Here is a 26,798-nt window from a genome sequence, read left to right on the forward strand (position 1 = left end):
CCTGAACCGCCAATCTGGCCACGGATTCGCGGTTTTTGCCGCACAGGACAGATGTGAGGACCTTATGGACCAGGCATTGCGCAGCCGGCTGATCGGCATGCTGGAAGAGAACCGGGCGCTGCGGACCTCGCTCGCCGCCGATGGCTCGCTGTTCCAGGGCTACAACGAGCAGATGCGCGCCCTCCACAACAAGCATGCCAAGGCGCTGGCCGATATCGTCGACACCAAGGGCTGGCCCGGCCGCTCGCTGGTCGGCGAGGACGGTTGCACCTCTGCCTGGATGATCGCCCAGCATGCCATCGGCCTGCCGCGCTTCATGCGCGCCTGTCTGCAGGAAATCGAAGCGGCCGCGGCCAAGGGCGATGCGCCGCGCTGGCAGCTCGCCCTGCTGACCGACCGCATCCGCTGGCTCGAAGGCAAGCCGCAGGTCTATGGCACCCAGTTCGACTGGGACGAGAAGGGCGAGCTCAATCCGCTGCCGATCGAGAATCCGGCCGGCGTCGACGCCCGCCGCGCCCAGGCCGAACTCACCTCGCTGGCCGACGGCATCACCCAGCGCCGCAAGGAAGCAACGGACGCCGGCGAAGTGGCGCCCGCGAATGCTGCCAAGCGCAACGCTGATTTCGAAGCATGGGCCAAGGCGATCGGCTGGCGCAGCTAAGCGTCAGTAGTCGACGCGGGTCAAACACAGTCCGTCCGGCGGCGCCGTCGGACCGGCCGCGGCGCGATCCCTCTTCTCTAGCGCCGTCTTCACGTCTTTGGCCGTCCAGCGGCCTTCGCCCACCATCTTCAGCGTGCCCGCCGTGATGCGCACCTGGTTGTGCAGGAAGCTGCGCGAGCGCACGGTGATGTGGATTTCCTCACCCACGCGGCTGACGCTCAGGTGATCGAGCGTGCGCTCGGGCGATTTCGCCTGGCATTCGGTCGAGCGGAAGCTGGTGAAATCGTGATGGCCGATCAGAACTTGCGCGGCCGCATGCATGGCGGCGGCGTCCAGCGGCACCGGCACATGCCAGACGAAGCCGGCCTCCAGCGCCGGCGGCGGACGCCTGTTCAGGATGCGATAGAGATAGTGTCGTGCCGTGGCCGAGAAACGCGCATCGAAGCTGTCATCCACGATGCTTGAGTCCAGCACGGCGATGCGCTGTTCGCGCAGGTAGAAGTTCAGGCCATCCCTGATCCGATCAGGCGTGAAGTCGCGCGCGAGGTCGAAATGCACCACCTGGCCGGTGGCGTGCACGCCGGCATCGGTGCGGCCGGCGGCAAAGGTCTCGACCGGTGTGCTGCACATGGCCTCCAGCGCTTCTTCCAGCGCCTGCTGCACGGCGCGGCCGTCCTTCTGGCGCTGCCAGCCGACGAAGGCCGTGCCGTTGTATTCCAGGGTGAGGCGGAAGCGCGGCATCAGGACAGCTGCGTCGATTTCGGCAGGGCCAAGCCGCGCAGGAAATCGGTGATGGCAATGGCGGATTTGCTCGGGCGCTGCAGTTTCAGCAGCTTCAGCGCGCCATCTCCACACGCCACGGTGCCGGCATCATCGAGCATCGTTCCGGGCGTGCCGTTGCCGGCAACCGGTTCGCAGGCCAGCAGCTTGATGCGCTCGCCGTTCAGCTCGAAGGTCGTGCCGGGGCCGGGATTGAGCGCGCGCACCATGCGGTCGATCTCGATGGCCGATTTGCGCCAGTCGATGCGGCCTTCGTCTTTTATCAGCTTGGAGGCATAGGTGACGCCGTCGGCCGGTTGCGGCTGCGGTGTGATCTTGCCGTCGTTGAAGGCATGCAGCGCCCGCACCATCAGCGGAGCGCCGACGCGGGCAAGGTCGTCATGCAGTTCGGTGATGGTGGTGCGGGGGCCGATCTGCACCGTCTCGCGCGCCAGCACCGGGCCGGTATCGAGGCCGACATCCATCTGCATGGCGCAGACGCCGGTCTCGGTGTCGCCGGCAAGAATAGCCCTTTGAATGGGAGCGGCGCCACGCCAGCGCGGCAGCAGCGAGGCATGCAGGTTGAAGCAGCCCAGGCGCGGCGCATCGAGCACCGGCTTGGGCAGCAACAGGCCATAGGCGACGACGACAGCGGCATCCGCGTTCAGCGCGGCAAATTCGGCCTGGGCCTCAGGCGTCTTCAGGCTGACCGGATGTCGCACGTTGAGGCCGTTCTGTTCGGCAAAGGCCTGCACGGGAGAGGGCGTCAGCTTCTGGCCACGGCCGGCCGGCCGCGGCGGCTGGCTATAGACGGCCAGGATCTCGTCGCCGGCCTTGAGGAAGGCGTCCAGCACCGGCACGGCGAAATCCGGCGTGCCCATGAAGACGAGGCGTAATGTCATTAGGCGGTGGCGGTGAGGCGCTTCTGCTTCAGCAGCTTGCGCAGGATCATGTTGCGCTTCAGCGCCGAGATATGATCGACGAAGAGGATGCCGTCGAGATGGTCCATCTCATGCTGCAGGCAGACGGCCATCAGGCCTTCGGCATGCAGTTCCTGCTGGTCGCCGTTGCGGTCGAGATAACTGACTTTGATCTCGGCCGGGCGTTCGACCTCGGCATACTGCTCGGGCAGCGACAGGCAGCCCTCTTCGTAAAGCTGGTCGTCGTCCGAGGCCCAGGTGATTTCCGGGTTGATGATGAAATAGGGCTGCTTCTCTTCGCCCTCGCGGCTGACATCCATCACCAGCATGCGCTTCTGGATGCCGACCTGGATGGCGGCGAGGCCAATGCCGGGCGCCGCGTACATGGTCTCCAGCATATCGTCCAGCTGCTGGCGCACCTCGTCCGTCACCGCTTCGACAGGGGTCGAGACGGTCTCAAGGATCGGGTCGGGCGCCGTGATGATGGGCAGCAGGGCCATAGTCTGAATCCGCAATACCAAACGCTTAATTCTGGGTCGTCAGATAGGCTGCGGGCTGGTAGTCCGTCAAGCCCGCATGATATTAACAGCCATGTCCATGGATATAATGTCGATTCTCGCAATCGCCAGCGCCGCCGGCCTGGCCATCGTGCTGATTCTGCTGGTTTTGCTGCTGCGCCGGGGCGCCAGCCCTGTGAGCGATGCGGCCTTGCTGGCCGAGCTGCGCGACCAGGTCGATGCCGCCCGCGACGAGGCCGCCGCCGCCCAGGCCGCCCGGCTGGAAGCCGAGCGCATGGCGGCGGGTCTGCGCGCCGAACTGGCCGTGAAGACCCAGGCTTTCGAGAAGCTGGCCGAAACCGCCACGCAGGCAGCTCGCGCCGCTGCCGTGGAATCCGCCGCGCAGCTCTCCAACAAGCTGCTGGCCGACCACAAGCGCGAGACGGAAGCGCAAAAAGAAGAGTCGCAGAAGCAGGTCCAGCAGGTCACCGAGGGCGTGATCAAGCAGATGACCGAGGTGGCGCAGGTCGTGGCCAGCACGGTGGCGCAGCAGAGCAAGGACAACCAGCGCGTCGACGCGATCCATCGCATGTTGTCGCATCCCGGCGGCGCGGGCCGCCTGGCCGAGATCGGCCTGGAGAACACGCTGAAGGCGTTCGGCCTGCAGCCCGGCATCGATTTCGTCCTGCAGTATCATGTGGCTGGCGACAGTGATCGCGGCAGTCTTCGCCCCGATGCGGTGATCTTCCTGCCCGGCGACGCCGTGCTGGTGGTGGATTCGAAGGCGTCGAAGTTGTTGCTCGATCATGCCGAGGCCGAAGGCGAGGTGGCCGAGGCCGCGGCACTGGCCCAGCTGGCCCAGCGCATGACCACGCATCTGCGCGCGCTGACCGCCAAGGATTACGGCAATGCCGTCGTCGCGGCGTATCGTGATGCCAAGCGCGGCGGCGGCCTAAAGCGCAGCATCGTTGCCATGACGCTGCCCAACGACGCTGCCGTTGAAAAGCTGCGGCTGGCGGCGCCTGATTTCGAGCAGCGCGCGATTGAATCCGGCGTGGTGCTGGCCGGGCCGTCGTCGCTGTTTTCACTGATCGCGTTTTCACGCATGCAGATCGACAGCGGCCGGCAGGAAGAAAATCACCAGAAGATCATAGAGGCCGTACAGGCGCTGATCGATTCCACGGCCACGGCTCTGACGCTGGCGGAGAAAATGGGGCGCGGCCTGCAGCAGGCAACGGAACAGTTCGAATCCTTCAGCCGTTCAATCAACACCCGATTGCTGCCGCGCGTGCGCAAGCTGGGACAACTGGGCGTCCGCCCGAGCAAAGCCGCGCCGGCGGCGCTGCCCAGTTTTGAGGTCAACGTGCACCGGACCGAAGATGTGATCGAGGCGGATGTGGAAGAGGTCGTCGCACCGCGCCTGCCGGGCCTCATGGATTCCAAATGAGTGAAAGCCACGCGCCGGAAAAGGTCAGCGACATCGTTGCGACCCTTTGCGATGGCTGGGACGATGACCGGATCACCCTGGATGACCTGCTGCGCGCCTTCGGCCTGCGCAGCTTCGGCCTGCTGATCCTGGTTTTCGCCCTGCCCAACGGGATTCCGGCACCGATCGCACCCGGCCTTTCCGCCATCATGGGGGCGCCCTTGCTGTTGCTGTCGGCGCAGATGTTGCTGGGGTTCCACACGCCGTGGTTTCCGCAGAGTTGGCGTGCACGCAGCTTCCGTCGCGGCGATATCGCCAAACTGCTGCGGCCGGCGCTGCCCTATATCATTAAAATCGAGCGCTATGTGCGGCCACGGCTGGCGCATCTGTCCGGCCGCAGCGCCAGCCGGCCGCTCGGCCTGCTGATCCTGTGGAACGCCGTGCTGCTGTCATTGCCGATTCCGTTCGGCAACCTGATCCCGGCCTGGGCGATCATCCTGGCGGCGCTGGGTCAGGTCGAGCGCGATGGCACGCTGGTGATCGCCGCGCTGGTCACCAGCGTGGTGGCGACCGGCTGGGTCTGGTTCCTGCTTGATGTCGGCCTCGCCATCATCGACCGGATTTTCTGATGCCTCCCAAGACGACAGCCGACGAGATCATTGCCGCGCTGAAGCTGCAGCCGCATCCCGAGGGTGGGCATTTCGTCGAGACCTTCCGCGACGCGCCGGGCCCCGACGGCCGCAGCCGCTCGACTGCGATCTATTTTCTGTTGAGGCAAGGCGAGATATCTCATTGGCACAGAGTCGATGCGGTCGAGATCTGGCATTTCCATGCCGGTGCGCCGCTGAAGCTGAGCATCGCCGCGACAGAAGGCGCACCGGTGCAGACGATCACACTCGGCGGCGACCTTGCGCAGGGCCAGCGCCCGCAGGGCATTGTGCCGCCACATCACTGGCAGGCGGCGGAAACACTCGGTGAGTGGACGCTGGTCGGATGCACGGTTGCACCGGGCTTCGACTTCGCCGGCTTCGAGCTGGCACCGAAGGACTGGAAACCGTAGGGCTTGTCGCCTTAAGGCTTGGAAAAATACCTGCTCGGCGTGGTGCCAAGGGTCCGGCGGAACATCGCGGTGAAGGCGGCCGCACTCGCATAGCCCAGATCGCTGGCCACCAGCGCCACCGGGCGGCCGCTGCTCAGGCGGGACAGCGCTTCCGCCAGCCGCGCCTGCTGGCGCCAGGCCTGGAAGCCCATGCCGGTCTCGCGCTGGAACAGCCGCGCCAGGCTGCGGCTCGACATGCCGGCCTCCAGCGCCAGCGTCTCGATGCCGATATCGTCATGCAAATTCTCCAGCACGCGACGGCACACGGTTTGCAGCTTGATGTCACGTGGCATCGGCAGGTGCAACGGCAGAGCCGAGACGGTGCGCATCTCATGCAGCAACAGTTGGGCGATCGCCGCCCCACGACTGTTGCTCTCGTAGTCCACCGGCTCCTCGATGGCGGCGAGGATCAGCGCGCGCAACAGGTCCGAAACCTCGATCACCTGACAGGTGCCGGGCAGCGTGGCGGCGGTCTCGGGTGCGACATAGAGCGTGCGCATGGCGACGGCGGCGCTGCCCATGCGAATTTCGTGACGCTGGCCCGGGGGAATCCACAGGGCGCGTTGCGGCGGCACCACCCAGGTGCCGCCATTGCTGTCAGTGTCGGGGATAGTCGTTACTTGCATCACGCCTTTCACGGCATAGACAAGCTGCGCCCGCTCATGGTTGTGCGGCGCGATATGGAAACCGGGCGGGAAATCCTTGGGCATCGCCGCCACCGGGGTGGCGAGACGCTGGTAATCCTCCGGATTCGTGCTGCGGGTTTTAACCATTTGTCTGATTCTCGATAGAAACAGGCAGGACTATAACCATCAGACACCCCTATGCTGCCTGCCGCAACTGGTTCTCGTAAGGATTCCGTCCATGTCGCTGCCGCGCCGGGTGATCAATTTCGTCAACATCGCCCATCTGTTCGACCACATGTTCATGCTGATCTTCCCCACCGCCGTGCTGGCGATGGAGGCCGATTTCGGCAAGAGCTACGGTGAGCTGCTGGCGCTCTCCATCGGCGGCTTCATTGCGTTTGGCGCCGGCTCGATCCCGTCGGGCTGGCTCGGCGACAAGTGGAGCCGCCGCAATATGCTGGGCGTGTTCTTCATCGGCATCGGCGGCGCGGCCATCCTTGCCGGCAGCACCAGTTCACTGTGGATGCTGGCGGCGGCGCTGACCCTGATGGGGCTGTTCGCCTCGATCTATCATCCGGTCGGCACCGCGATGCTGACGGCGCATGCAGAAGCGCTCAGTTCCGAGAAACTCGGCCGCGAGCTCGGCACCAATGGCGTCTGGGGCAATGTCGGCGTCGCCTGCGCGGCGCTGGTGACGGGCGCGATCGCACAGTTCCTCGGCTGGCGCTTCGCCTTCATCATTCCAGGCGCAGCCTCGATCCTGTTTGGCATTGCCTATCTGGCCATGGTGCCCGAACATGTCAGTCCGCCGCGCAAGGGCAGGCCGCAGGCAAAAGTGCCGCGGTCCATTGCCATCCGCGCCTTCGCCGTGCTGGCCGTGGTTGGCGTCAGCGGCGGCGTGGTGTTCAATGCGGCAACCATCGTGCTGCCCAAGCTGTTCAGCGAACGCATGCACGACCTGATCGGCACGCCGGTTGGCATCAGCATGCTGGTCTTCACGGTCTATCTCGCCGGCGCGATGGCGCAGTTGATCATCGGGCGCCTGGTCGACCGCTACACGCTGAAGCAGATCTTCGTTGTTGTGTCTTTCCTGCAGGCGCCGTGTCTTCTGCTGGCCGGCCTCACCGATAGCTGGTGGCTGGTGCTGCCCTGCCTTGGCCTCATGTTCGCTGTCTTCGGCCAGGTGACCATCAACGACACCATGGTGGCGCGCTACACCTCGGATGAATGGCGGGCACGGGCATTTTCGCTGCGCTACCTGCTGTCGTTCGGCGCCAGCGCGACGGCCGTGCCGCTGATCGCGCTGGTCTACGAGCGCGGCGGCGGCTTCGACACATTATTCAGCGTGCTGGCGGCGCTCGGCCTCAGCATCTTCCTGTCGGCGCTGGTTTTCCCGGGTGGCTCGCCGACCGAAGCGCGCGGCGAAGATATGCCGATGTCAGCGACGCCGAAGGTCGCCGGTGCCTAGCACGGCGCCGCCGACGATCAGCGCGCAGGCGAGGATGACGGGCAGGGTGAGCGCGCCCTGTCCGAACACGATCAGCAGCAAGGTGGACAGCAGCGGCGCGGCATAGGCCATGGTGCCGAGCGCGCGCACGTCGCCGCGCTTCATGCCGTGATCCCAGCAGAAAAATGCCAAACCCACCGGGCCGAGGCCGAGCGCGATGATCGCGGCCCATTCGGTGATATCCGCCGGCCAGCCGGTGGTCTCGAAGGCGAAATGCCCCAGCCATGACAGCAGCGCCGTGGCGGCGCAAAACGCGCCGACCGCATCGGTGGGGACGGCGGCGAAGCGTCGGCTCAGCACGGAATAGCTCGACCAGGTGAAGGCGCAGGCAAAGGCGGCGGCATAGCCGGCGGCATAGCGCCAGTCGAAACCCAGCTCGCCCTTGCCCATGATCAGGATGATCGTGCCGGCCAGCCCCAGAGCCGCGCCGGCGAGGTGGAACCAGCGCAGGCGCTCGCCCGGCAGCAGCGCCGAGAACAGCACGATCAGCAACGGCCAGAGATAGTTGATCAGGCTGGCTTCCAGCGGCGGCGCCAGTTTCAGCGCGAGGAAATACAGCGCGTGATAGCCGAACAGGCCGCAGACGCCGAGCGCCCAGGCCGCCGCGCTGAGGCGGAAATGTTTCAGCACGCCGTCACCGCGGATCGTCCAGAGCAGAATGGCGGCGAGGGCCGACAGCGTGAAGGTCATGGCGGTGAGCTGCAGCGCCGGCACGCTGGGGGTCAGCGTGGTGAACAGGGCCAGTGCGGCCCAGAGCCAGATGGCGATGGTGCCGATCAGGGTGGCGCGAAGACGCTGCGCAGAATCAGAAGTCGTCATTTTGTGAAATCCAGCAATACGGAGAAGAGCGCGACAATGCGTGGCGCATTGCGCAGGGATAGGGAAGCCGCCGCCGGGAATCGAGATGTACGAAAAAGCCTGCTTCAGATCAAGCGGCCGTGTCAGACGGCCTGGGCACTTTCGAGGCGATAGAACAGCGGCGACTGCTCGTCTTCCAGCAGGCGGAGCGTGCCGCGGATCTGCAATGGCTCTTCCACATAGGCGACCGGCACGGCGGCGCGCACGGCCACCAGTCGCGACAGGTCGCCGGCCATGCAGCCCGGGCAGTGGAACTGCAGGGCGCCGAGCAGGAATTCGGTATGCATCGCACTGTGGCTGAAGGTCATCATGTAGCCGAACAGCGTGACCTCGCGGTTGTCGAGGTCGCGCACGGCGGCGGGGAAGCGGCTGACCACGCCATCCTGCAGCCGGGTCTCGCCGGCCCGGGCCAGCAGGCTCCAGTCCAGCGCGCCCTCGCTCTGCGGCGCTTCCAGTCGCAGATGGGCGGGTGCGGGTTCCAGCGACAGGGCGCGGGCCGCCGGCGGGGCGCCCAGGCAGGTGAAACCGGCGATGGAAAGGGAGGCAGTGGAGAGGAAGCGGCGGCGCAGCATGCGGAGTCTCTAGCAAGAAGTGTTATAATATATCATAATCCAGAGGCCCGACAAGTCCCATGACAGGTCGGTGCTCTTTCACGCCGCATAAGAAAATCTCATGCCGGTCGGCGGGAAGCCCGGCTATAACGCCCTCGATGTTTCTCAGCACCTATCGCCGCGACGGCTGGCCGCTGGTCGCCGCGCTCTCCGTCGCCCAGCTCATTTCCTGGGGCACCATCTTCTATGGCTTCCCGCTCTTCGTCGTGCCGATGGAGAGCGATCTGGGCTGGAGCCGCGCCGAGATGAACGGCGCGTTGTCACTGGCGCTGCTGCTCGCCGGCTTCCTGGCGTTTCCCGTGGGCCGACGCATCGACAGCCATGGCGGCCGCGCCTTGATGAGCGCGGGATCGTTGATTGCCGGCCTGCTGTTCATCGCCTGGTCGTTCAACAGCAGCCTGGTCCTGTTCTATCTCATCATCATCGGTCTCGGCCTGACCCAGGCACTCACGCTCTACACACCGGTCTTCGCCGTGCTGACGCGGCTGTTCCCGGTCGACTACAAGCATCGTATCACTGTGCTCACCCTGGCTGGCGGCCTGGCCAGCACAGTGTTCACGCCGCTGATCGCTTGGTGCATCGAGGTGCTGGGCTGGCGCGAGGCGCTGCTGATGATGGCCGGCGTCAACCTGCTGTTCTGCCTGCCGGTGCATGTGCTGATGCTGCGCGACCGCGATGTGCCTGCGGTGCAGAAGGCGGTGGATGCCGAGGCCAGTCCGATGAAGCGCGCGCTACGCCATCCGGTCTTCTGGGGCCTCGCCGTCTGCTTCACCTTCTACCTGCTGGCGCATGCGATGCTGATCTTCCATTTCATGCCGATGCTGAACGACTACGGCATTCCGCTGGCGGTCGCGGTTGGCGTGATGGCGGTGATCGGCCCCTCGCAGGTGGCGGGCCGCGTCATGCTGCTGTTCGGCCGCAGGATCAGCACGGTGGCGACCGGCACCATCGTGATGGGGCTGTTCATCTGCGCCATGCTGCTGCTGGTACTGTTCCCCTCGGTGGCGCCGCTGCTGTTTTTGTTTGCAGCCATCTACGGTGCCGCCAACGGCATGATGACCATCCTGCGCGGCACGGCGATCCCGGACTTCCTTGGCCGTGAAGGCTACGGTGCGATTGCCGGTGCGCTGATGCTGCCCGCCAGCGTCGCCGCCGCCGTGGCGCCGTCGCTGGCCGCGCTGATCTGGGAACTGACCGGCGGCTACGGCATGGTGCTGATAGCCATGCTGGCCGCGATGGTTATATCGGCAGTGGGATTCGCCTTCGCCGCGCTCAAGGCGCGGCCGGGGAATCAGTAATAATTATTAATTTCCACAACCTTAGTTGATGCTTGACGATTCCTGCTTTCAGGCAGAGGATCGCGCCGCGTTTGACTGAAAACGCTTCAGCGACAGGCAACTGCCTTTCCATTTTCCCGTTATCACATCATGAAACCTTCCTGGCTGAGTCTCGAACGACTCAAGCGTCTGTTTCTGGGCGCCCCTCTTGATCCCTTCTCGCCGAAAGTGCGCCAGCATATCGCGCTGGCGGCCTTTCTTGCCTGGGTCGGCCTCGGCGCGGATGGTCTCTCCTCGGCCAACTACGGTCCGGCAGAAGCCTTCCTGGCACTGGAAGGGCATACGCATCTGGCGCTGTACCTCGCCGTGGCCACCGGCCTTACGGTGTTCATCATCGCTTTCGCCTATAACCAGGTGGTCGCGCTGTTTCCCAATGGCGGCGGCGGCTACAAGGTCGCCACCGAACTGATTGGCCCGCATGCCGGCCTGGTCTCGGGTTCGGCGCTGATCATCGATTACGTGCTCACCATCGCCATCTCGGTCGCCAGTGGTGTCGACGCGCTATTCAGCCTGTTCCCGCCGCACTGGCAGGTCTGGAAGCTGCCGATCGAATTCCTGGTTGTGATCCTGCTCACCACGCTGAACATGCGCGGCATGAAGGAACCGATCGCGCTGCTGCTGCCGCTGTTCCTCGGCTTTGTCGTCACCCATGTGCTGCTGATCCTGATCGGCATCGGTGCCCATGCGGATGCGCTGCCTGCCTTGATTCCGGCCACCGTCCACGAGACGCAGGATCTGGCCAGCACCATCGGCATGGTCGGTGTCATCGCGCTGCTGCTGAAGGCCTTTGCCATGGGCGGCGGCACCTATACCGGCATCGAGGCAGTATCGAACAACGTCAACATGCTGCGCGAACCGCGCGTGCAGACGGGCAAGCTGACCATGCTCTACATGGCGCTGTCGTTGGCCTTCATGGCGGCGGGCCTGATCGTGCTCTACCTACTGTGGAACGTGACCTACGAAGAAGGCAAGACGCTGAACGCCATCGTCTTCGAGTCGATCCTGACTGAGCTGTTCGGCACCGGCAATGTCTGGGTCACGGTGGCGCTGACCATCACGCTGATCTTCGCTGCCGCGCTGCTGTTCGTCGCCGCCAATACCGGCTTCCTCGGCGGCCCGGCCGTGCTGGCCAACATGGCGGTCGATCGCTGGATGCCGCATCAGTTCAGCCAGCTCTCCGATCGCCTGGTCACCCAGAATGGCGTGGTCGTCATGGGCGCGGCCGCGATTGGCGCGCTCTGGGTCACGGGTGGCGAGGTGCATTTCCTCGTGGTGCTCTACTCGATCAACGTGTTCCTGACCTTCTCGCTCTGCCTGGCCGGCCTGTGCCGCTACTGGATGATGCACCGGACGGAAAAGGGCTTCGTGATTGGCATGCTGCAGTCAGGGCTCGGTTTCGTCGTCGCCTTCTCGATCCTGCTGGTGACGCTGGTGGAGAAATTCCTCGACGGCGCCTGGTTCACCGTGCTGGCCACCGGCTTCGTCGTCTTCCTCGGCTATTCGATCAAGCGCCATTACGATGCGGTGAACCGCCAGCTGGCCGAAGCCGACATGCTGTTCGGCAACGGCCAGGGTGCGCCGCCGGCGCGCGAACTGGTGCCCGATCCGAAGGCGCGCACGGCGGCGCTGTTCCTCGGCGGTCGCGATGGTGTAGCCATGCATACCCTGCTGGCGGCGCTGACGCTGTTCCCCAACCAGTTCAAGAACGTGGTCTTCCTCACCGTGGGCGAGATCGACATCGAGCAGTTTCACGGCCAGGAAAAGGTCGCCAGGATGCAGGTGGAGATCGACACCCGCCTCGAACGCTTCTCCAACTGGTGCGAGCGTCGCGGCATAGCCACCGCCACCTACCGCGCCTATGGCACCGAGACGGTGGAGCTGCTGGACAAGCTGTCGGGCGAGGTGCTGCAGACCTTCCCCAACACCATCTTCTTCGCCTCGAAGTTGCTGTTCGCCAACGAGAACTTCTTCACCCGTCTGCTGCACAATGCGACGCCGCTGTCGCTGCAGCGCAAGCTGCACAGCCGTGGCGTGACAATGGTGATCCTGCCCATGAAGGTTTGATCAGGCCTTTTGCGGTCCGAAGTAACTGCAGGATTCACTGGTGCTGTCGCGGAAGATGGTGATGCGGTAGAGCCCGGCCACTGCCGGCGCAAGCTGGCGCCAGAGCCAGGCCGCTAGATTTTCCATGGTTGCCGGACCCAGATCATTGATCTCGTCCAAGAAACGATGATCCAGCTCGGCGCGTGCCGCGAGCATCAAGCGCTCCAGTTGCTCCAGATCGATCACCATGCCGCTGGTCGGATCGGCCCAGCCGCGCACCGCCGCCTGGGCGCGATAGGAGTGGCCATGGATGCGCCGGCTGCCCTCGGCACTGATGTTGCGCTGTAGTGTATGCGCCGCCTCAAAGCGGAAATCCTTGGTCACTTCAAACATCACGGTATTCCTATCAGCTTGTGCGTCTGCAGGCTGAGTCGCCAGCGCGGGTGGTCCTTGCAATAGGCGACGGCGGCTTCGGTATTCTGCAGACGCGCTGGTCCGTCCATGGGCTGCAGCCAGAAGCTGGTGAAGTCGAGGTCAAGCAGATGCACTGGATCGAGACCATCCTGTGGAAAGACCAGCTTCAGCTCGGCGCCCTGGCGCTGCTTCAGCATCGTTCCAGCCTTCGGGCTGACGCAGATCCAATCGAGGCCCACCGGTGCATCCAGTGTGCCGTTGGTCTCCACGGCGATCTCGAAGCCGCGCGCATGCAGTGCCGTGATCAGCCTGTCATCGAGTTGCAGCAGCGGTTCGCCACCGGTACAGACCACGAAGCGGTGTTCAGTGCTGGCCATGCCCCAGATGCTTGCGATTCTGTCGGCCAGTGTCGCGGCATCGGTATAGCGGCCGCCATTCTCACCGTCGGTGCCGACGAAGTCGGTATCGCAGAAGCGGCACTCGGCACCCGCACGATCGACCTCGCGGCCAGACCACAGGTTGCAGCCGGCGAACCGGCAAAAGACCGCGGTACGGCCGGCTTGGCCGCCCTCGCCCTGCAGCGTTTTGAAGATTTCCTTGACTGCGTAGCTCATTGGCGGCGCACTCAACAGCAAAGGGACAGGGGACGCAAGCCGGCCCCGAAAAGCCGCCTCGAAATGTGAACGCCCGCCGGGTGAGCCGGCGGGCGTTGTGTCATGGGCGAAAACCAAAGCTCAGCGCTTCTTCTTTTTCAGCACCGTTTTTTTCTTGGGGGCGGCCTTTTTCTTCACGGCTTTCTTGGCTGCCTTCTTCTTCAGCTTCGTCGGCTTTGCTTTCGGCAGAGCCGGCAGCAGGCGGGCGACGAAGTTCGGCAGCGCGAAGGCACCGAAATGGATTTCCGGATTGTAGTAGTTCAGCGCCGGCAACCTGGCCGCATCGAAGCGGGCGAAGATATGACGCGGGTCGACATCGGTCATGTCGCGGTCAGACGCCCAGGTCATCGACATGAAGCCGCAGACATAGGTCGGCACGACCGCCAGATAGGTGCCCGAATGGGCCCAGATCTGCTGAAACAGCTTGATCGCGTCGGTCAGCTCCGGGCCCTGCATGTGCGGCACGCCGTTCTGTGCCACCAGGATGGCATTCGGCTTCATTACGCGGCGGCAGTTCTGATAGAAGGCCTTAGAGAACAGCACGGTGGCCGGTCCGACCGGATCGGGGCGATCCACGATCACCAGGTCATAGCGCTCCTTGGTTTCGGCCACATAGGCCGCGCCGTCGCCGACGATCAGGTTGGTGCGCTTGTCGCTGAAGGCCTTGCCGCAGATCTTGGGCAGATACTTCTTGGCGATGTCGATCACCATGCCGTCGATCTCGACCATGGTGACGCGCTTGATCGCCTTGTGCTTGAGCACTTCCTCGAGGATGCCGCCGTCGCCGCCACCCACGATCAACACCGACTGCACCTTGCCATGGGCAAGGATCGGCAGATGGGTCAGCATCTCGTGGTAGACGAACTCGTCGCCCTCAGTGCACTGGACCACGCCGTCGAGCGCGAGCACGCGGCCGAAGCGGCCGCTCTCGAACACACCGACATTCTGGAACTGCGACTTGCCCTCGAAGAGGACCTTCTTGACTTCGTGCGCCTGGCGGAAGCCCTTGTAGAGGGTTTCGTTAAACCACGTCGTCACAGAACCAGGCCCCGCTTCAGTTCGGTGCACTGGATGTTGTCGGGCAGGAAGGCGCGGCGCAGCACCGGGATCGCCTTCTGCGGCTGGCAGTCGCCGCAGACGAAGACGTCGAGCGCCGCATAACCCTTTTCCGGCCAGGTGTGGATCGACATGTGGCTTTCCGCCAGCACGGCCACGCCCGAGATGCCGCCATTGGGCTCGAAGTGATGCAGGTCGATGTTCAGCAGCGTCGCGCCGATCTCGGCCACGGCCTCGGTCAGCGTCTGCTTGACCAGCGCCAGGTTGTCGAGATGCTTGCCGCCCCACAGGTCGATGATCAGGTGCATGCCGGCATAGCGCATGCCGTCCTTGCAGATGAAATGCTCTTCGGCCGCGGCCGAATCATCGGTCGGCACGGCATGCAGGGCGGGCTTGAGCGAATTCTTGGTCATACTAGTTCTCTCCACCACGGGGACTGCTATCCGCAATCCTGGGAAAAATGAGCACCCCCGGTAACGCTAAGGGGGCATCCGATTGGCAGAGAGACTGTTGGGAAAGCCCCGTGGTTCCGGTCGGTCGGACGAGGTCCGGGCCGACGGCCAGTTCGCAACTTTCCAAACAGTCTCGAGAGGGGGGTATGGGGCCAAAGCCCCCCTGATGCAAGCGGAATCGGCCCCCGGGGGGGATTTTTTTAAGTTGTGATGCCACTGTCACAATTTCGGGGTTAGCGGCCCATTTTCAGGCCCAATTCAGCAGTGCTGGCGCGGAGCCGCAGACGGTCCCCGGTGGCCTCAGCCACCCCGGGCGGCGTCGGCAAAAATCTGGCAGGCGAGGATCATGTCGACGGTTTCGCCATCGCTGGCCAGCGGCAGCCACAACGCTTCGTAATCGTAGGGATAGTCGTCCAGTATCTGACGGTTCTGCACCAGCAGCGGTTCGGGTCGTGCCAGCAGGCCATGCAGGCGGTCGAGCAGCACCTCGCGATATTCAGGCGCCGGCATTTCATCCAGCCACATGCCGGTTGGATCAAAGCCCAGGCGTGCCGTCTGGTTGCTGCCGGTCAGCCGCAGGCGAAAGCGCGGCGGCGTACCATGAATTTCGATCAGCGACAGATTGCCCAAGGCGGCCCGCAGGGCTAGGGGATCAATATCGGCGCGGGCAGGGAACCGCCGCCCGCCACGCTGCGCCTGCCAGTAACCGTGGACCTCGGCCGTCACGGGGGATCGGAAGTCGGCTGGGCCAGGATTCCAGGTCAGGGTGGCGGTGGGCGATGGGCGCCATGGGGATTTCAGGGGTGGGGATGTCATCGGCCGCACGGGCTGCCACTGGGATAATTCACATTTATGTACTGGTATATAGGGCGCGCCCGACCTGGCGCAAGGCCCGCCCGCGATTGCGCGTTCACACCACCGGCGGTCCGACATGGCTGGAAGGGCGCTTGGCGAAAATCTGGCAAGCCATCAGCATGTCGACGGTCTGATGATCGCTGGCCAGCGGCAGCCAGATCGCTTCGTAATCGTACCAACGCTCATCGTAGAACTGCTTGTTGTGTACCAGCACCGGCATCGGCTCGCGCGCCACCATCTCCAGCCGGCTGAGCAGCAGCGCGCGATATTGCCGCAGCGGCAGTTCGTCCAGCCATTTGCCGGTATGGTCGAAACCGTCGCGGGCGACGATGGCCGAACCGATCAGGCGATAACGGAACCGCAGGCCGCTGGGCGTATCGGCATTGCGATGGACCTCGAAAATGGTGATGCCACCGAGCGCGTAGCGCATCTCGATCGGATCGATGTCGCTGCGGGCGGGAAAACGGTGGGTACCGCGCCGCGCCTGCCAGTAGTCATACAGCTTGCCGATGGCAGGCTCGCGGCAGTCAGCCGCGGTGAATTCCCGGCGCAGCAGGCTGGCGGTGGAGAAGGTGGAGCGGCCAGGGGCTGCTGGCGTCTCCGACATCGCTGGCGGCGACTCTGTCATGCCGGCAGCTTGGCGGCTTGGCTCACGGCCGTAAAGCCCGTGCTGTGAAACGAACCCGCGATAGCGGGGCGACAGTATTCAGATTGAGTTTGGAATGGTCCGGACGGACGGTGATTTGGTGGAGCCAAGCGGGATCGAACCGCTGACCTCCTGCATGCCATGCAGGCGCTCTCCCAGCTGAGCTATGGCCCCATTAAATCACGGACTTTAAAAGCTCTCTGGGGAGCTTGAGGTCCGTCGGCGGGGGCGGACCATAAGCCGGCCCCCGCCGCTTTGCAAGTGCTTCGTGGCCCTGAAAAAAGGCCCCGAATCCAGCGCTGTTAGCGTTCTTCTTCGGTCGGTTCGGTCTCGACGTCGATCTCCTCGCCGACATCGTCCTCTTCGAACTCGTCGGCATCCTCGAGAATCTCATCGCCGATCTCGGTATCCTCGACCTCGTCGTCCACCACATCCGGAACGACAGCCACCTTCGGGGCCTTCTTTTCCTCGACCTTAGCGGGACGGCGGGCCGACTTGGCCGGCACTTCGGGATTGAATTCGGTGCCGCATTTCGGGCACAGGATCGGCGACTTGTTCAGGTCGTAGAATGCCGCTCCGCAACTCAGGCAGCGGCGCTTGGCGCCCCATTCGGCTTTAGCCATCGAGCAAATCTCCATGCTGGTCGGCGCCCGGAAATCGGGTCCGGCGGCGACGCCCCGGCCGGCTGGCCGGAGCGGCGCGATTGTGTTAAAGAAGCGCGCTCTGTCAACCCGTTAATCCCGGCTTTTTTGCAGGCCGGAGACCCGTCCTGGGACCATTTCCCCGATGACCGCCCATTCCGCCCCGAAAGCCCAGTCCCATGCCCAGGCCATCGCCCCTGTCCTGCGGGCCCGACCGGCCGCATCCGGCCTGTCCGGTACCGCCGCCATCCCGGGCGACAAGTCGATCTCGCACCGCGCCTTGATCTTCGGGGCGCTCAGTGTCGGCGAGACGCGGGTCAGCGGGCTGCTGGAGGGTGAGGATGTCTTGCGGACGGCTGCCGCCATGCGCGCCATGGGCGCCGAGGTCGAGCGTTTGGGCGACAGCCCGCGCGGCGGCGGCGACTGGCGCGTCTGGGGCGTCGGCGTGGGCGGCCTGTCAGAACCCGACGACGTGCTCGACATGGGCAATGCCGGCACCGGCGCGCGTCTGGTCATGGGCCTGGTTGCCAGCCACGATTTCTCGGCCACTTTCACCGGCGATGCCTCGCTGCGCCGTCGGCCGATGGGCCGCGTGGTCGAACCGCTGTCGCGCATCGGCGCGCGCTTCGTCGGCCGCAGCGGCGGGCGACTTCCCCTGACGGTGGTCGGCACCGCGCATCCGCTGCCGATCGAATACGAACTGCCGGTGGCGTCCGCCCAGGTGAAGACTGCGGTCCTGCTCGCCGGGCTGAATGCACCGGGCATCACCACGGTGATCGAACACGAAGCGACCCGTGACCACACCGAAAACATGCTGCGTCACTTCGGCGCCGAGGTGGGCGTCGAAAAGACCAAGAGCGGCGGCCGCATCGTGCAGTTGGTCGGCCAGCCCGAATTCAGGGCGGCGACGATTGCAGTGCCGGGCGATCCGTCTTCCGCCGCCTTCCCGATGGTGGCGGCGCTGATCGTGCCGGGCTCGGAGATCACGCTGACCAATGTCGGCCTCAATCCGCTGCGCACCGGCCTGTTCACCACGCTGCAGGACATGGGCGCCGATCTCAGCTTTGCCAACCGCCGCGACGAAGGCGGCGAGGCGGTGGCCGACATCACGGTGAAGCATGGCCGCCTGAAGGGCGTGACCGTGCCGCCCGAGCGCGCCCCCAGCATGATTGATGAGTATCCGATCCTGTTCGTTGCGGCCGCCTGCGCCGAGGGCGATACCGTGGTGCGCGGCGCCAAGGAACTGCGCGTGAAGGAAAGCGACCGTCTCGCCGTGATGGCGCGCGGCCTGAAGGCCTGCGGCGTCGACCTTGAGGAATTCGAGGATGGCATCATCATCCGCGGCAAGGGCCAGCCTCCGAAAGGGGGTGCGACGATTGCCACCGAACTCGATCACCGCATCGCCATGTCCTTCCTGGTGCTGGGCCTGGCGGCCAAGGACGGCACGGTGATCGACGATGCCCGTGTCATGGATACCAGTTTCCCCGGCTTCGCCGACCTGATGCGCCGCCTCGGCGCCACGCTCGAAACCGCCGGCTGATCGCCGCGCATGATCGACAAGCTGGAATTCCTGCTGGCCCTGGCGGCGGAAAAGAATTTCGGCAAGGCGGCTGAAGCCTGTGGCGTCACCCAGCCGACGCTTTCGGCCGGCATCAAGCAGCTGGAAGACAGCTTTGGCGTGCTGCTGGTGCAGCGCAGCTCGCGTTTTATCGGCTTCACTGCCGAAGGTGAGCGCGTACTGGATTGGGCTAGACGGATCGTCGGCGATGCCCGTGCCATGCGGCAGGAGGTGCAGGCGCTGAAAACCGGCCTCACCGGCCATTTGAAGATCGCCGCCATCCCCACCGCGCTTGGCATGGTCTCGGCGCTCACCACGCCGTTTCGGGCCAAGCATGCCGATGTGAAATTCACCGTCCTGTCGCGCACTTCCATCGAGATTCTGGGCATGCTGGAGAATCTCGAGATCGACGCCGGCATCACCTATACCGACAACGAACCGCTGGGCCGCGCCCGCTCGATCCCGCTTTATACCGAGCAGTATCGCCTGCTCACCTCCGAAGGCAGCCCGTTGGGCGACCGTGACAGTGTCACCTGGGCCGAGGTGAGCCGCATTCCGCTTTGCCTGCTGACGCCTGACATGCAGAATCGCCGGATTATCGACCAGCTGCTGCGCGAGGCCGGCGGTGCCGAACCACAGCCGACACTGGAATCCAATTCGATGATCGTGCTGTTCTCGCATGTGCGCACGGGCCAGTGGGCCAGTGTGATGCCTGAGAAGCTGGCGGCGACCCTGGGCCTGACCGAACGGCTGCGCGCCATTCCGATCACCGATCCCGATGCCGTGCACACCATTGGCCTGGTCGTACCGCAGCGCGAGCCGATGCCGCCGCTGACAGCCGCCCTGATGGCCGAAGCCAAGCTGCTGGCCGCCACGCTGGCCGGACGATAGACAACCTCTATCGCGTGACGGGAATGCGGTCTTGATCCGGTCCCTGTCAGGGGCGGATGATGGCCAGCCAGCACCAGCCAGCGTTTTTTTCATGACGATCGCCGTTTCCATGCCCCGCCAGCACCGGTCAGGCTCGCCCAAGGCGGGCCGGGCGACGCCGCGCGGCCGCCAGGCTTCAGATGCTGATCATGCAGTGTTGCAGGCGATTGTTCAGCCGGATCCCGGCCGTCGAGACCTGCTGATCGAATATCTGCATCTGATCAATGACGCAAAGGGCTATCTGCCGGCAGTTTTGCTCGTGGCCTTGTCCGAAGTCATGCGTTTGCCGCTGGCCGAGGTTTTCGAGGTCGCGACGTTTTATGCGCATTTCAAGGTCGTCGATGCTGACGAGACGCCGGCGCCGCCAATCACGCTGCGCGTCTGCGACAGTCTGAGCTGCGTCATGGCCGGCGCCGATGTGCTGGCTAGGAATCTGGATGATCTGAGCCCCGATGTGCGCGTCGAGCGCGCGCCTTGCATGGGCCAGTGTGACCGCGCGCCCTGCGCCGTTTACGGCAAGAATGTGATCGCGCCGGCTGCCGTCGACGCCGTGCTGATGGCCCATGCGAAGAAGGCCGTTGCCCCAGTACTGCCGAACTACAAAGGCCTGGCCGCCTACAGGGCGCAGGGTGGTTATGGCGTACTGGCGAAACTGCGCAGTGGGGCGATAACACGCGAAGCGCTGGTGGCCGAGATCGAGGCTGCCGGCCTGCGAGGCATGGGCGGCGCGGGTTTCCCGACGGCGCGCAAGTGGAAAGCGCTGCTGGAGCAGCCCAAGCCCCGCCTGCTGGCGGTGAACGGCGATGAGGGCGAACCCGGCACACTGAAGGACCGCTGGTTCCTGGAGACCGATCCGCACAGTTTCCTGGAAGGCATGCTGATCGCCGCGCATCTGATCGAGGCCGAGACAGCCTATATCTACCTGCGGGACGAGTATCCCGCATTACACGTCGTCATCACGACCGAACTGGATGCGCTCAAGGCTGCCGGCCTGTTGGGCACTGTGGAAGTCGAGCTGCGGCGCGGCGCCGGCGCTTATATCTGCGGCGAAGAGTCGGCCATGCTGGAAAGCATTGAGGGCAAGCGCGGCCTGCCGCGCCAGAAGCCGCCATTCCCCTTCCAGGTTGGCGCCTTCGGCCGCCCGACCCTGATCAATAATGTCGAGACGCTCTACTGGGTGCCGCAGATCCTCGACAAGGGCGCGGCCTGGTGGCAGGGCCATGGCCGCAACGGTGGTAAGGGTCTGCGCAGCTATTCGGTCTCGGGCCGGGTGCGCAATCCGGGCGTCAAGCTGGCGCCTGCCGGCGTCACCATCACCGAGCTGATCGAGGAATTCTGCGGCGGCATGCTGCCGGGCCATGTCTTCACGGCCTATCTGCCGGGCGGCGCATCCGGCGGCATCCTGCCCGCCAGCCTGAATGATATTCCGCTCGATTTTGGCCAGTTGGAGAAATACGGCTGCTTCATCGGTTCGGCCGCCGTGATCGTGTTGTCAGACCACGATGACGTGAAGGATGCGGCGCTCAACCTGATGAAGTTCTTCCGTCATGAAAGTTGCGGCCAATGCACGCCCTGCCGCGTTGGCACCGAGAAGGCCGTCGACCTGATGGCGCAGCCGAAATGGAACGAGCCGCTGCTGCGCGACCTGGCACAGGTGATGCGTGATGCCTCGATCTGCGGCCTGGGTCAGGCTGCACCGAATCCCCTGCTCAGCGTGCTGGAGCGATTCAAATGATCCGCTTCCATCTGGATGGCAAACCCGTTGTCGCCATGCCAGGCGAGACCATCTGGCAGGTGGCCAAGCGCGAAGGCACGGATATTCCGCATCTGTGCTACACGCCGCAGCCGGGCTTCCGCGCCGATGGCAACTGTCGCGCCTGCATGGTGGAGATCGAGGGCGAGCGCGTGCTGGCGCCGAGCTGCAAGCGTACGCCGACCGAGGACATGAAGGTGGTCTCGGCCAGCGAGCGCGCCAAGACGGCGCGCGCGCTGGTGATGGAGTTGCTGGTCGCCGACCAGCCCAAGCGCTCTGAGGCCCATGACGGCGAATCGAAATTCTGGCACTGGGCCGAGGCACTGAACGTCACGGAAAGCCGCTTCCCGGCGCGCGCGCACCAGCCCGCGCCCGACCGCAGTCATGGCGCCATGGCGGTCAATCTCGATGCCTGCATCCAGTGCAACCTCTGTGTCCGCGCCTGCCGTGAAGTGCAGGGCAATGACGTGATCGGCATGGCCTTCCGCGGCCATCATTCCGAGATCGTTTTCGATTTCAATGATCCGATGGGCAACAGCACTTGCGTCGCCTGCGGTGAATGCGTGCAGGCCTGCCCGACCGGCGCGCTGCTGCCCTCGACGCTGGTGGACGAACATAACCATGGCGTCGAGAAGGCGACCAAGGCGGTCGACAGCCTCTGCCCCTTCTGCGGCGTCGGCTGTCAGCTCACCTACCACGTCAAGGACGACAGGATTCAGTATGTCACCGGCAAGGACGGTCCGGCCAATCGCGGCCGTCTCTGCGTGAAGGGGCGCTTCGGCTTTGATTATGTCAACCATCCGCATCGCCTGACCGTGCCGCTGATCCGCAAGGACGGCGTGCCGAAGCGTGGTGAGGATGTGGTTGATCCGGCCAATCCATACACGCATTTCCGCGAAGCGACCTGGGAGGAGGCCCTGGAGCGCGCCGCCGCCGGCCTGGTCAAGGTTCGCGACACGGTCGGACCCGAAGCGATGGCCGGGTTCGGCTCCGCAAAAGGCTCGAACGAGGAAGCCTATCTGTTCCAGAAGCTGGTGCGCATGGGCTTTGGCACCAACAATGTCGACCATTGCACGCGCCTCTGTCATGCGTCGTCCGTGGCGGCATTGATGGAAGGCGTTGGTTCGGCGGCGGTCACCGCGCCTTTTGCGGCTGCCATGGACGCCGAAGTGATCATCGTCATCGGCGCCAATCCCGCCGTGAATCATCCGGTGGCCGCCACTTTCATCAAGAATGCCGTGCGGCAGAAGGGCGCCAAGCTGATCGTGATGGATCCGCGCGGCCAGGCCTTGACCAAGTTCGCTACGCATCACCTGCGTTTCAAACCTGGCGCCGATGTGGCGATGTTGAATGCGCTGATCAATGTGATCATCGCGGAAGGCCTGATCAATCCGGCTTATATCCAGCGCTTCGTCGACGGGTTTCCCGATCTGGAGCGGGCTGTGAAGGAAGCGACCCCGGAAGCGATGGGGCCGCTCTGCGGCATCAAGCCCGAAGTGCTGCGCCAAGTCGCGCGCATGTATGCCACCTCGAAGGCTTCGATCATCTTCTGGGGTATGGGTGTGTCGCAGCATGTGCATGGGACGGATAACGCCCGCTGCCTGATCGCGCTGGGACTGATCACTGGCCAGGTCGGCAGGCCCGGCACCGGCCTGCATCCGCTGCGCGGCCAGAATAACGTACAGGGCGCCTCCGATGCTGGCCTGATCCCGATGGTGCTGCCCGACTACCAGTCGGTGGAGGATGCCGCCAAGCGCCAGGCTTTCGAGGCGGTCTGGGGACCCGGCGTGGTCAACGCCACGATTTCGCCTAAACGCGGCCTCACGGTCGTCGAGATCATGAATGCGATCATGAAGACCGAAATCCGCGCCATGTACATCATGGGCGAGAATCCGGCGATGTCCGATCCCGATGTCGGCCATGCGCGCGAGGCGCTGGCCAAGCTGGATCATCTCGTCGTGCAGGATATCTTCCTGACCGAGACGGCCTTCCATGCCGATGTCGTGCTGCCGGCGTCTGCTTTTGCAGAGAAGGACGGCAGCTACACCAATACCGATCGCCGCGTGCAGATCGGCAGGGCGGCGCTGAAGCCACCCGGTCACGCGCGCCAGGACTGGGAGCTGGTGCAGGACATCGCCCAGCGCATGGGCCTGAAGTGGGACTACAAGCACCCGAGTGAGGTCTATGCCGAAATGGCAAGTGTCATGCCCTCGCTCAGCGGCATCACCTGGCCGCGCCTGGAAGACGAAGAGGCCGTCACCTATCCGGGCGGCCACGAGATCATTTTCACCGACGGTTTCCCCACTGCCACCGGTCGCGCGAAAATCGTGCCGACCAAGGTGACGCCGCCGGCGGAACTGCCCGATGCCGAGTATCCGATGGTGCTCAGCACCGGCCGCCTGCTGGAACACTGGCATACCGGCGCGATGACCCGCCGTGCCACCCAGCTCGATGCGCTGGAGCCGGAAGCGACCGCCCAGCTGCATCCGCGCGATGCCGAACGCCTGGGTGTGCGGGCCGGCCAGCATATCCGCGTCTCCACCCGCCGCGGCTCCATTGCACTGAAGGCCCGCATCGACCGCGATGTGGCCGAGAACATGGTCTTCATCCCATTCGCCTTCTTCGAGGCGGCAGCCAACCTGCTGACCAATCCGCAGCTCGATCCGTTCGGCAAGATCCCGGAGTTCAAGTTCTGCGCCGCCAGGGTCGAGGCCGTGCAGGAGTCTGTTGCCGCCGAATAGCCGCCCGCGTCATGATGGCGCGGGGGTGATTCGATCATGACGCAGCAGACGGATATGCGGCCGGTTTTCGAGATCGGCCTGGTGAATGCCGGCGCGGTCTCGGGCGGGGCCTACGCCGCCGGCGCGCTGGATTTTCTCTACGAAGCCCTGAATGAATGGCAGGGGGCGAAGGAGCGCGGTGAGACCGTACCCGATCATCGCGTGGTGCTGAAGGGCGCCGCCGGGGCATCGGCCGGCGCCATCGGCAATGCGCTCACCGCGATTGCGCCCTGGCATGGCATCCATCCGGTGCGCGACCTGGTGCGGCGGAGCTCCAAAGGGGCACTCTCCGGCATCCGCGATGCGACCGAGGCCGCCAACTGGCGGGTCAATGAATTCTTCCGCTCCTGGGTGATTGAAGCGGATCGCGTGCAGCTTTTCTCCACCACCGACCTGCAGCGCGACACATCCGTGCCCTCGCTGCTCAATGCCGATATGGTGGATGGGATCCGCGACGGCCTGCTCGGCCGGTTGAATGCCACCGTCGTGACGCCACCGCGCTATCCTTTCGTCGCCACGCCGTATCGGCTGTCGTTGAGCGTCACCAACCTGCCGGGCCTGCCCTATCGCATAAGCATGACCGGCGACGACCGCGACGGCCAGGTGGTGACGACGCATGGCGACTATGTGCATTTCCGCGTCGATGGTTTGGGCAGCGCCACCGATGGCCCCGATGGCGAGCCGGGCTTCGACCTGCCGCTGCCGGCGCCGTCTTCGCTGCATGCCTGGCAGCCGCTGGGTGAGGCGGTCGCGGCCTCGGCCGCATTTCCCGTGGGTTTCCGCGCCCGCGCGATCCAACAGCCGGGCAGTTTCTATCAGCAACGCCCCTGGACCGTGCCGGCCGCACCCGACAGCGATGCCTGCACCAGCGTCACGCAAATTCCGCCGGCTTACGAGCCGATGCCACAGGATTACGGTTTCTGGGCCATTGATGGCGGCATGGTCGACAATGCGCCGGTCGAACTCGGCCGCCGCATTCTTGCCGGTCCCGGTAGCCGCAATCCGCGCGAAGCGCATACGGCCCATCGCGCGCTGCTGCTGCTTGATCCATTTCCCGATGCGCTGCCGATTTACACGCCACCAGGTCCGATGCCGGGGATGTTCGCCGTCGCCGGCAGCCTGTTCAATCTCTGGCTCCAGCAGACGCGCTTCAAGCCGGAAGAGCTGGAGTTGGCGGCGGCTGAATCCGTGCGCAGCCGCTTCATGCTGGCGCCGGTGCGCTATGACGGCACGACACGGCTGACCGGTGCGGCCGCGATCTGCGGCGGCGGCCTGGGCGGCTTCGCGGCGTTTCTCTCGCAAATCTATCGCCTGCATGACTTCCAGCTTGGCCGCCGCAACATGCAGCGCTTCCTGGCCGAGCATTTCACACTCGATGCCGCCAATCCGGTGTTCGGCGACTGGATCAAAAGCAATATCCAGGCGGCACAGCGCTGGCTCGACAGCGATGGCGAATTCCCGATCATCCCGCTCTGTGGTACGGCAGCGGAAGAAGTGCTGCCATATCCCTGGCCGGCCGGCGTGCCGCTGGCCGAGGAATGTGCACCGCTGATCCGTGGCCGTCTCGCGGTGATGGTGCCGCGCCTGCTGGCGGAAGCGGTCGGCGGCATGGAGAAAGCGGCAACGGAAAGATCATGGTGGCAACGCCTGCTGCGCCTGCCGATGCGCGGACTGATCTGGATTGGCGAGCGCATCGTGGCACGCTGGCTGATCGCGCGCGTGTTGCGCATGGTCGACAACCAGATCGCGATCTTCCAGAAGGACTGGAAGCTTTAGGCGACGACCTTTGCTGCAGGCTTGAGGATCAGGCCGAGCGCGACGGCGACCAGCGCGAGCGCCGCGAATTCCGGCCATTGCGGCTGCTCACCCAGCATCAGCATGGACGAGAACACGCCGACCACCGGGATCATCAAGGTCGACAGTCCGCTGATGCCGGCCGGCAGGATGCGCACCAGCACGTTCCAGGCCCAGTAGCAGAAGACAAAGCAGACGCTGGCGTTATAGAGCGCCGCCAGCCACGGGCCGGCGGAATACATGAACCAGCGGTCCATCTCCAGCACCGGCGCCATCACGAAGATCGGGATGCCGCCCAGCACCATCTGCCAGCCGACGAAGGGCACCGCCGTCATCGGCACCTGCCACAGCTTGGTCAGCAGCGTGCCGATCGCCCAGCTTATGGCGGCCAGCAGCACCAGCACCACGCCGAGCGGCGCAGACGCCATTGCCTGCCATTCGCCGCCGATCAGCACGGCAAGCCCGGTGAAGCCGATGCCCAGTCCGGCGAGCTTCCAGCCGGTCAGGCGTTCATGCAGCATCAGCACGCTCATCGGCACCAGCCACAGCGGCATGGTGAAGGCGAGGATGGTGGTGCGGCCGGCCGGCAGCATGCTGAGGCCGTAGAGCACGAAGATGTTCCAGCCGGCGATGTTGAACAGGCTGATCCAGACCAGCTTCCATACATAGCCCGGCGGAATGCGCATCGGCATGCGCTTCCACAGCGCGATGGCGAACAAGCCGAAGGCACCGCCGGCCAGGCAGAAGGCGCGGAAGGTGAAGACCGGCATCTCGGCCAGCGCGATCTTCATGATCGGCCAATTGACGCCCCAGAAAAAGGTGAGCAGCGCCAGCAGGCCAAGTGAACAGGCGGAAATGCCCTGAGCGGAAATATTCTGAGGCACGACGCCGGCTTTGGCGTCGGGGGAATGATCGGTCATGG

General features: G+C 64.7%; 26 protein-coding genes and 1 tRNA gene. 12 read left to right on the forward strand and 15 right to left on the reverse strand.

Annotated elements, in window-relative coordinates; all coding sequences use genetic code 11:
• Window positions 1–64: 64 nt before the first annotated feature.
• Window positions 65–661: a DUF6624 domain-containing protein gene (locus AC1RRT_RS10735; RefSeq protein ID WP_493013789.1), complete on the forward strand. Its 597-nt coding sequence runs from the start codon at window positions 65–67 to the stop codon at window positions 659–661.
• A 3-nt stretch (window positions 662–664) separates the two neighbouring features.
• Here the strand turns inward: AC1RRT_RS10735 and truA are convergent, their stop codons facing one another.
• The 3 genes from truA to def are packed head-to-tail and all read right to left on the reverse strand — an operon-like array spanning window position 665 to window position 2,840.
• Window positions 665–1,402 carry a tRNA pseudouridine(38-40) synthase TruA gene (gene truA / locus AC1RRT_RS10740; RefSeq protein WP_493013790.1) on the reverse strand — a complete coding sequence of 246 codons (738 nt, stop codon included), beginning with the start codon at window positions 1,400–1,402 and terminating at the stop codon, window positions 665–667.
• On the reverse strand, window positions 1,402–2,322 hold the full coding sequence (gene fmt, locus AC1RRT_RS10745; protein WP_493013791.1) for a methionyl-tRNA formyltransferase: 921 nt from the start codon (window positions 2,320–2,322) through the stop codon (window positions 1,402–1,404). Before fmt ends, truA begins: the two co-directional genes overlap by 1 nt.
• Entirely contained in the window at window positions 2,322–2,840 is a 519-nt protein-coding gene (gene def, locus AC1RRT_RS10750) for a peptide deformylase (protein ID WP_493013792.1), read from the reverse strand. The genes fmt and def overlap by 1 nt, the downstream gene beginning before the upstream one ends.
• A gap of 106 nt (window positions 2,841–2,946) precedes the next feature.
• Between def and rmuC the strand changes: the two genes are divergently transcribed.
• Genes rmuC through AC1RRT_RS10765 form a run of 3 tightly spaced genes read left to right on the forward strand, consistent with a single transcriptional unit; the run spans window position 2,947 to window position 5,323 of the window.
• Window positions 2,947–4,284, forward strand: a complete 1,338-nt coding sequence (gene rmuC / locus AC1RRT_RS10755; RefSeq protein WP_493013793.1) for a DNA recombination protein RmuC — start codon at window positions 2,947–2,949, stop codon at window positions 4,282–4,284.
• Complete coding sequence (locus AC1RRT_RS10760; protein WP_493013794.1) at window positions 4,281–4,892, forward strand: exopolysaccharide biosynthesis protein; 612 nt, start codon at window positions 4,281–4,283, stop codon at window positions 4,890–4,892. The genes rmuC and AC1RRT_RS10760 overlap by 4 nt, the downstream gene beginning before the upstream one ends.
• On the forward strand, window positions 4,892–5,323 hold the full coding sequence (locus AC1RRT_RS10765; RefSeq protein WP_493013795.1) for a cupin domain-containing protein: 432 nt from the start codon (window positions 4,892–4,894) through the stop codon (window positions 5,321–5,323). The genes AC1RRT_RS10760 and AC1RRT_RS10765 overlap by 1 nt, the downstream gene beginning before the upstream one ends.
• An 11-nt stretch (window positions 5,324–5,334) precedes the next feature.
• Here AC1RRT_RS10765 and AC1RRT_RS10770 read toward each other — a convergent pair whose 3' ends face one another.
• Window positions 5,335–6,135, reverse strand: a complete 801-nt coding sequence (locus AC1RRT_RS10770; protein ID WP_493013796.1) for an AraC family transcriptional regulator — start codon at window positions 6,133–6,135, stop codon at window positions 5,335–5,337.
• A 91-nt stretch (window positions 6,136–6,226) separates the two neighbouring features.
• On the opposite strand from AC1RRT_RS10770, the gene AC1RRT_RS10775 reads away from it, so the two are divergent.
• Entirely contained in the window at window positions 6,227–7,456 is a 1,230-nt protein-coding gene (locus AC1RRT_RS10775) for an MFS transporter (RefSeq protein WP_493013797.1), read from the forward strand.
• Here the strand turns inward: AC1RRT_RS10775 and yddG are convergent.
• Together yddG and AC1RRT_RS10785 are read right to left on the reverse strand one after the other, a co-directional pair.
• Window positions 7,427–8,314, reverse strand: a complete 888-nt coding sequence (yddG, locus tag AC1RRT_RS10780) for an aromatic amino acid exporter YddG (RefSeq protein ID WP_493013798.1) — start codon at window positions 8,312–8,314, stop codon at window positions 7,427–7,429. The genes AC1RRT_RS10775 and yddG overlap by 30 nt on opposite strands.
• Window positions 8,315–8,436: 122 nt before the next feature.
• Complete coding sequence (locus AC1RRT_RS10785; RefSeq protein WP_493013799.1) at window positions 8,437–8,925, reverse strand: hypothetical protein; 489 nt, start codon at window positions 8,923–8,925, stop codon at window positions 8,437–8,439.
• A gap of 137 nt (window positions 8,926–9,062) precedes the next feature.
• Here AC1RRT_RS10785 and AC1RRT_RS10790 point away from each other — a divergent pair, with 137 nt between their 5' ends.
• Together AC1RRT_RS10790 and AC1RRT_RS10795 are read left to right on the forward strand one after the other, a co-directional pair.
• Window positions 9,063–10,262, forward strand: coding sequence for an MFS transporter (locus AC1RRT_RS10790; RefSeq protein WP_493013800.1), 1,200 nt, complete (start codon window positions 9,063–9,065; stop codon window positions 10,260–10,262).
• Window positions 10,263–10,391: 129 nt separating this feature from the next.
• Window positions 10,392–12,365 carry an APC family permease gene (locus tag AC1RRT_RS10795; protein ID WP_493013801.1) on the forward strand — a complete coding sequence of 658 codons (1,974 nt, stop codon included), beginning with the start codon at window positions 10,392–10,394 and terminating at the stop codon, window positions 12,363–12,365.
• On the opposite strand, the gene AC1RRT_RS10800 is transcribed toward AC1RRT_RS10795, so the two are convergent.
• The 8 genes from AC1RRT_RS10800 to AC1RRT_RS10835 form a co-directional block, all read right to left on the reverse strand.
• Window positions 12,366–12,737 (reverse strand): 6-pyruvoyl trahydropterin synthase family protein, encoded by a 372-nt coding sequence (locus AC1RRT_RS10800; RefSeq protein WP_493013802.1) that lies wholly within the window; start codon window positions 12,735–12,737, stop codon window positions 12,366–12,368.
• On the reverse strand, window positions 12,737–13,372 hold the full coding sequence (gene queE / locus AC1RRT_RS10805; protein ID WP_493013803.1) for a 7-carboxy-7-deazaguanine synthase: 636 nt from the start codon (window positions 13,370–13,372) through the stop codon (window positions 12,737–12,739). Before queE ends, AC1RRT_RS10800 begins: the two co-directional genes overlap by 1 nt.
• Window positions 13,373–13,492: 120 nt before the next feature.
• On the reverse strand, window positions 13,493–14,449 hold the full coding sequence (speE, locus tag AC1RRT_RS10810) for a polyamine aminopropyltransferase (protein WP_493013804.1): 957 nt from the start codon (window positions 14,447–14,449) through the stop codon (window positions 13,493–13,495).
• The gene (speD, locus tag AC1RRT_RS10815) at window positions 14,446–14,880 is read right to left on the reverse strand and encodes an adenosylmethionine decarboxylase (RefSeq protein WP_493013805.1); all 435 of its coding nucleotides are present in this window, start codon (window positions 14,878–14,880) and stop codon (window positions 14,446–14,448) included. Before speD ends, speE begins: the two co-directional genes overlap by 4 nt.
• A 339-nt stretch (window positions 14,881–15,219) precedes the next feature.
• The gene (locus tag AC1RRT_RS10820; RefSeq protein WP_493013806.1) at window positions 15,220–15,645 is read right to left on the reverse strand and encodes a PAS domain-containing protein; all 426 of its coding nucleotides are present in this window, start codon (window positions 15,643–15,645) and stop codon (window positions 15,220–15,222) included.
• 184 nt (window positions 15,646–15,829) lie between these two features.
• The gene (locus AC1RRT_RS10825) at window positions 15,830–16,402 is read right to left on the reverse strand and encodes a PAS domain-containing protein (protein WP_493013807.1); all 573 of its coding nucleotides are present in this window, start codon (window positions 16,400–16,402) and stop codon (window positions 15,830–15,832) included.
• Between the two features lie 116 nt (window positions 16,403–16,518).
• Window positions 16,519–16,594: transfer RNA gene (locus AC1RRT_RS10830), tRNA-Ala, on the reverse strand.
• Between the two features lie 128 nt (window positions 16,595–16,722).
• On the reverse strand, window positions 16,723–17,043 hold the full coding sequence (locus AC1RRT_RS10835) for a TIGR02300 family protein (protein WP_493013808.1): 321 nt from the start codon (window positions 17,041–17,043) through the stop codon (window positions 16,723–16,725).
• A 163-nt stretch (window positions 17,044–17,206) separates the two neighbouring features.
• Between AC1RRT_RS10835 and aroA the strand changes: the two genes are divergently transcribed.
• The 5 genes from aroA to AC1RRT_RS10860 all read left to right on the forward strand — a co-directional run bounded on the left by aroA (window position 17,207) and on the right by AC1RRT_RS10860 (window position 25,858).
• A complete protein-coding gene (gene aroA / locus AC1RRT_RS10840) occupies window positions 17,207–18,601 on the forward strand; it encodes a 3-phosphoshikimate 1-carboxyvinyltransferase (protein ID WP_493013809.1) in 1,395 nt (464 codons plus the stop codon).
• 9 nt (window positions 18,602–18,610) lie between these two features.
• Window positions 18,611–19,510, forward strand: a complete 900-nt coding sequence (locus tag AC1RRT_RS10845) for a LysR family transcriptional regulator (protein ID WP_493013810.1) — start codon at window positions 18,611–18,613, stop codon at window positions 19,508–19,510.
• A gap of 91 nt (window positions 19,511–19,601) precedes the next feature.
• Window positions 19,602–21,284: an NADH-ubiquinone oxidoreductase-F iron-sulfur binding region domain-containing protein gene (locus AC1RRT_RS10850; protein WP_493013811.1), complete on the forward strand. Its 1,683-nt coding sequence runs from the start codon at window positions 19,602–19,604 to the stop codon at window positions 21,282–21,284.
• The gene (fdhF, locus tag AC1RRT_RS10855) at window positions 21,281–24,043 is read left to right on the forward strand and encodes a formate dehydrogenase subunit alpha (protein ID WP_493013812.1); all 2,763 of its coding nucleotides are present in this window, start codon (window positions 21,281–21,283) and stop codon (window positions 24,041–24,043) included. The genes AC1RRT_RS10850 and fdhF overlap by 4 nt, the downstream gene beginning before the upstream one ends.
• 36 nt (window positions 24,044–24,079) lie before the next feature.
• Window positions 24,080–25,858, forward strand: coding sequence for a hypothetical protein (locus AC1RRT_RS10860; protein ID WP_493013813.1), 1,779 nt, complete (start codon window positions 24,080–24,082; stop codon window positions 25,856–25,858).
• Here the strand turns inward: AC1RRT_RS10860 and AC1RRT_RS10865 are convergent.
• Entirely contained in the window at window positions 25,855–26,796 is a 942-nt protein-coding gene (locus tag AC1RRT_RS10865) for a DMT family transporter (protein ID WP_493013814.1), read from the reverse strand. The two genes, AC1RRT_RS10860 and AC1RRT_RS10865, sit on opposite strands and share 4 nt — an antisense overlap.
• Window positions 26,797–26,798 lie beyond the last annotated feature (2 nt).

It is taken from the genome of Ferrovibrio sp. GW821-FHT12B10 (assembly GCF_058807515.1).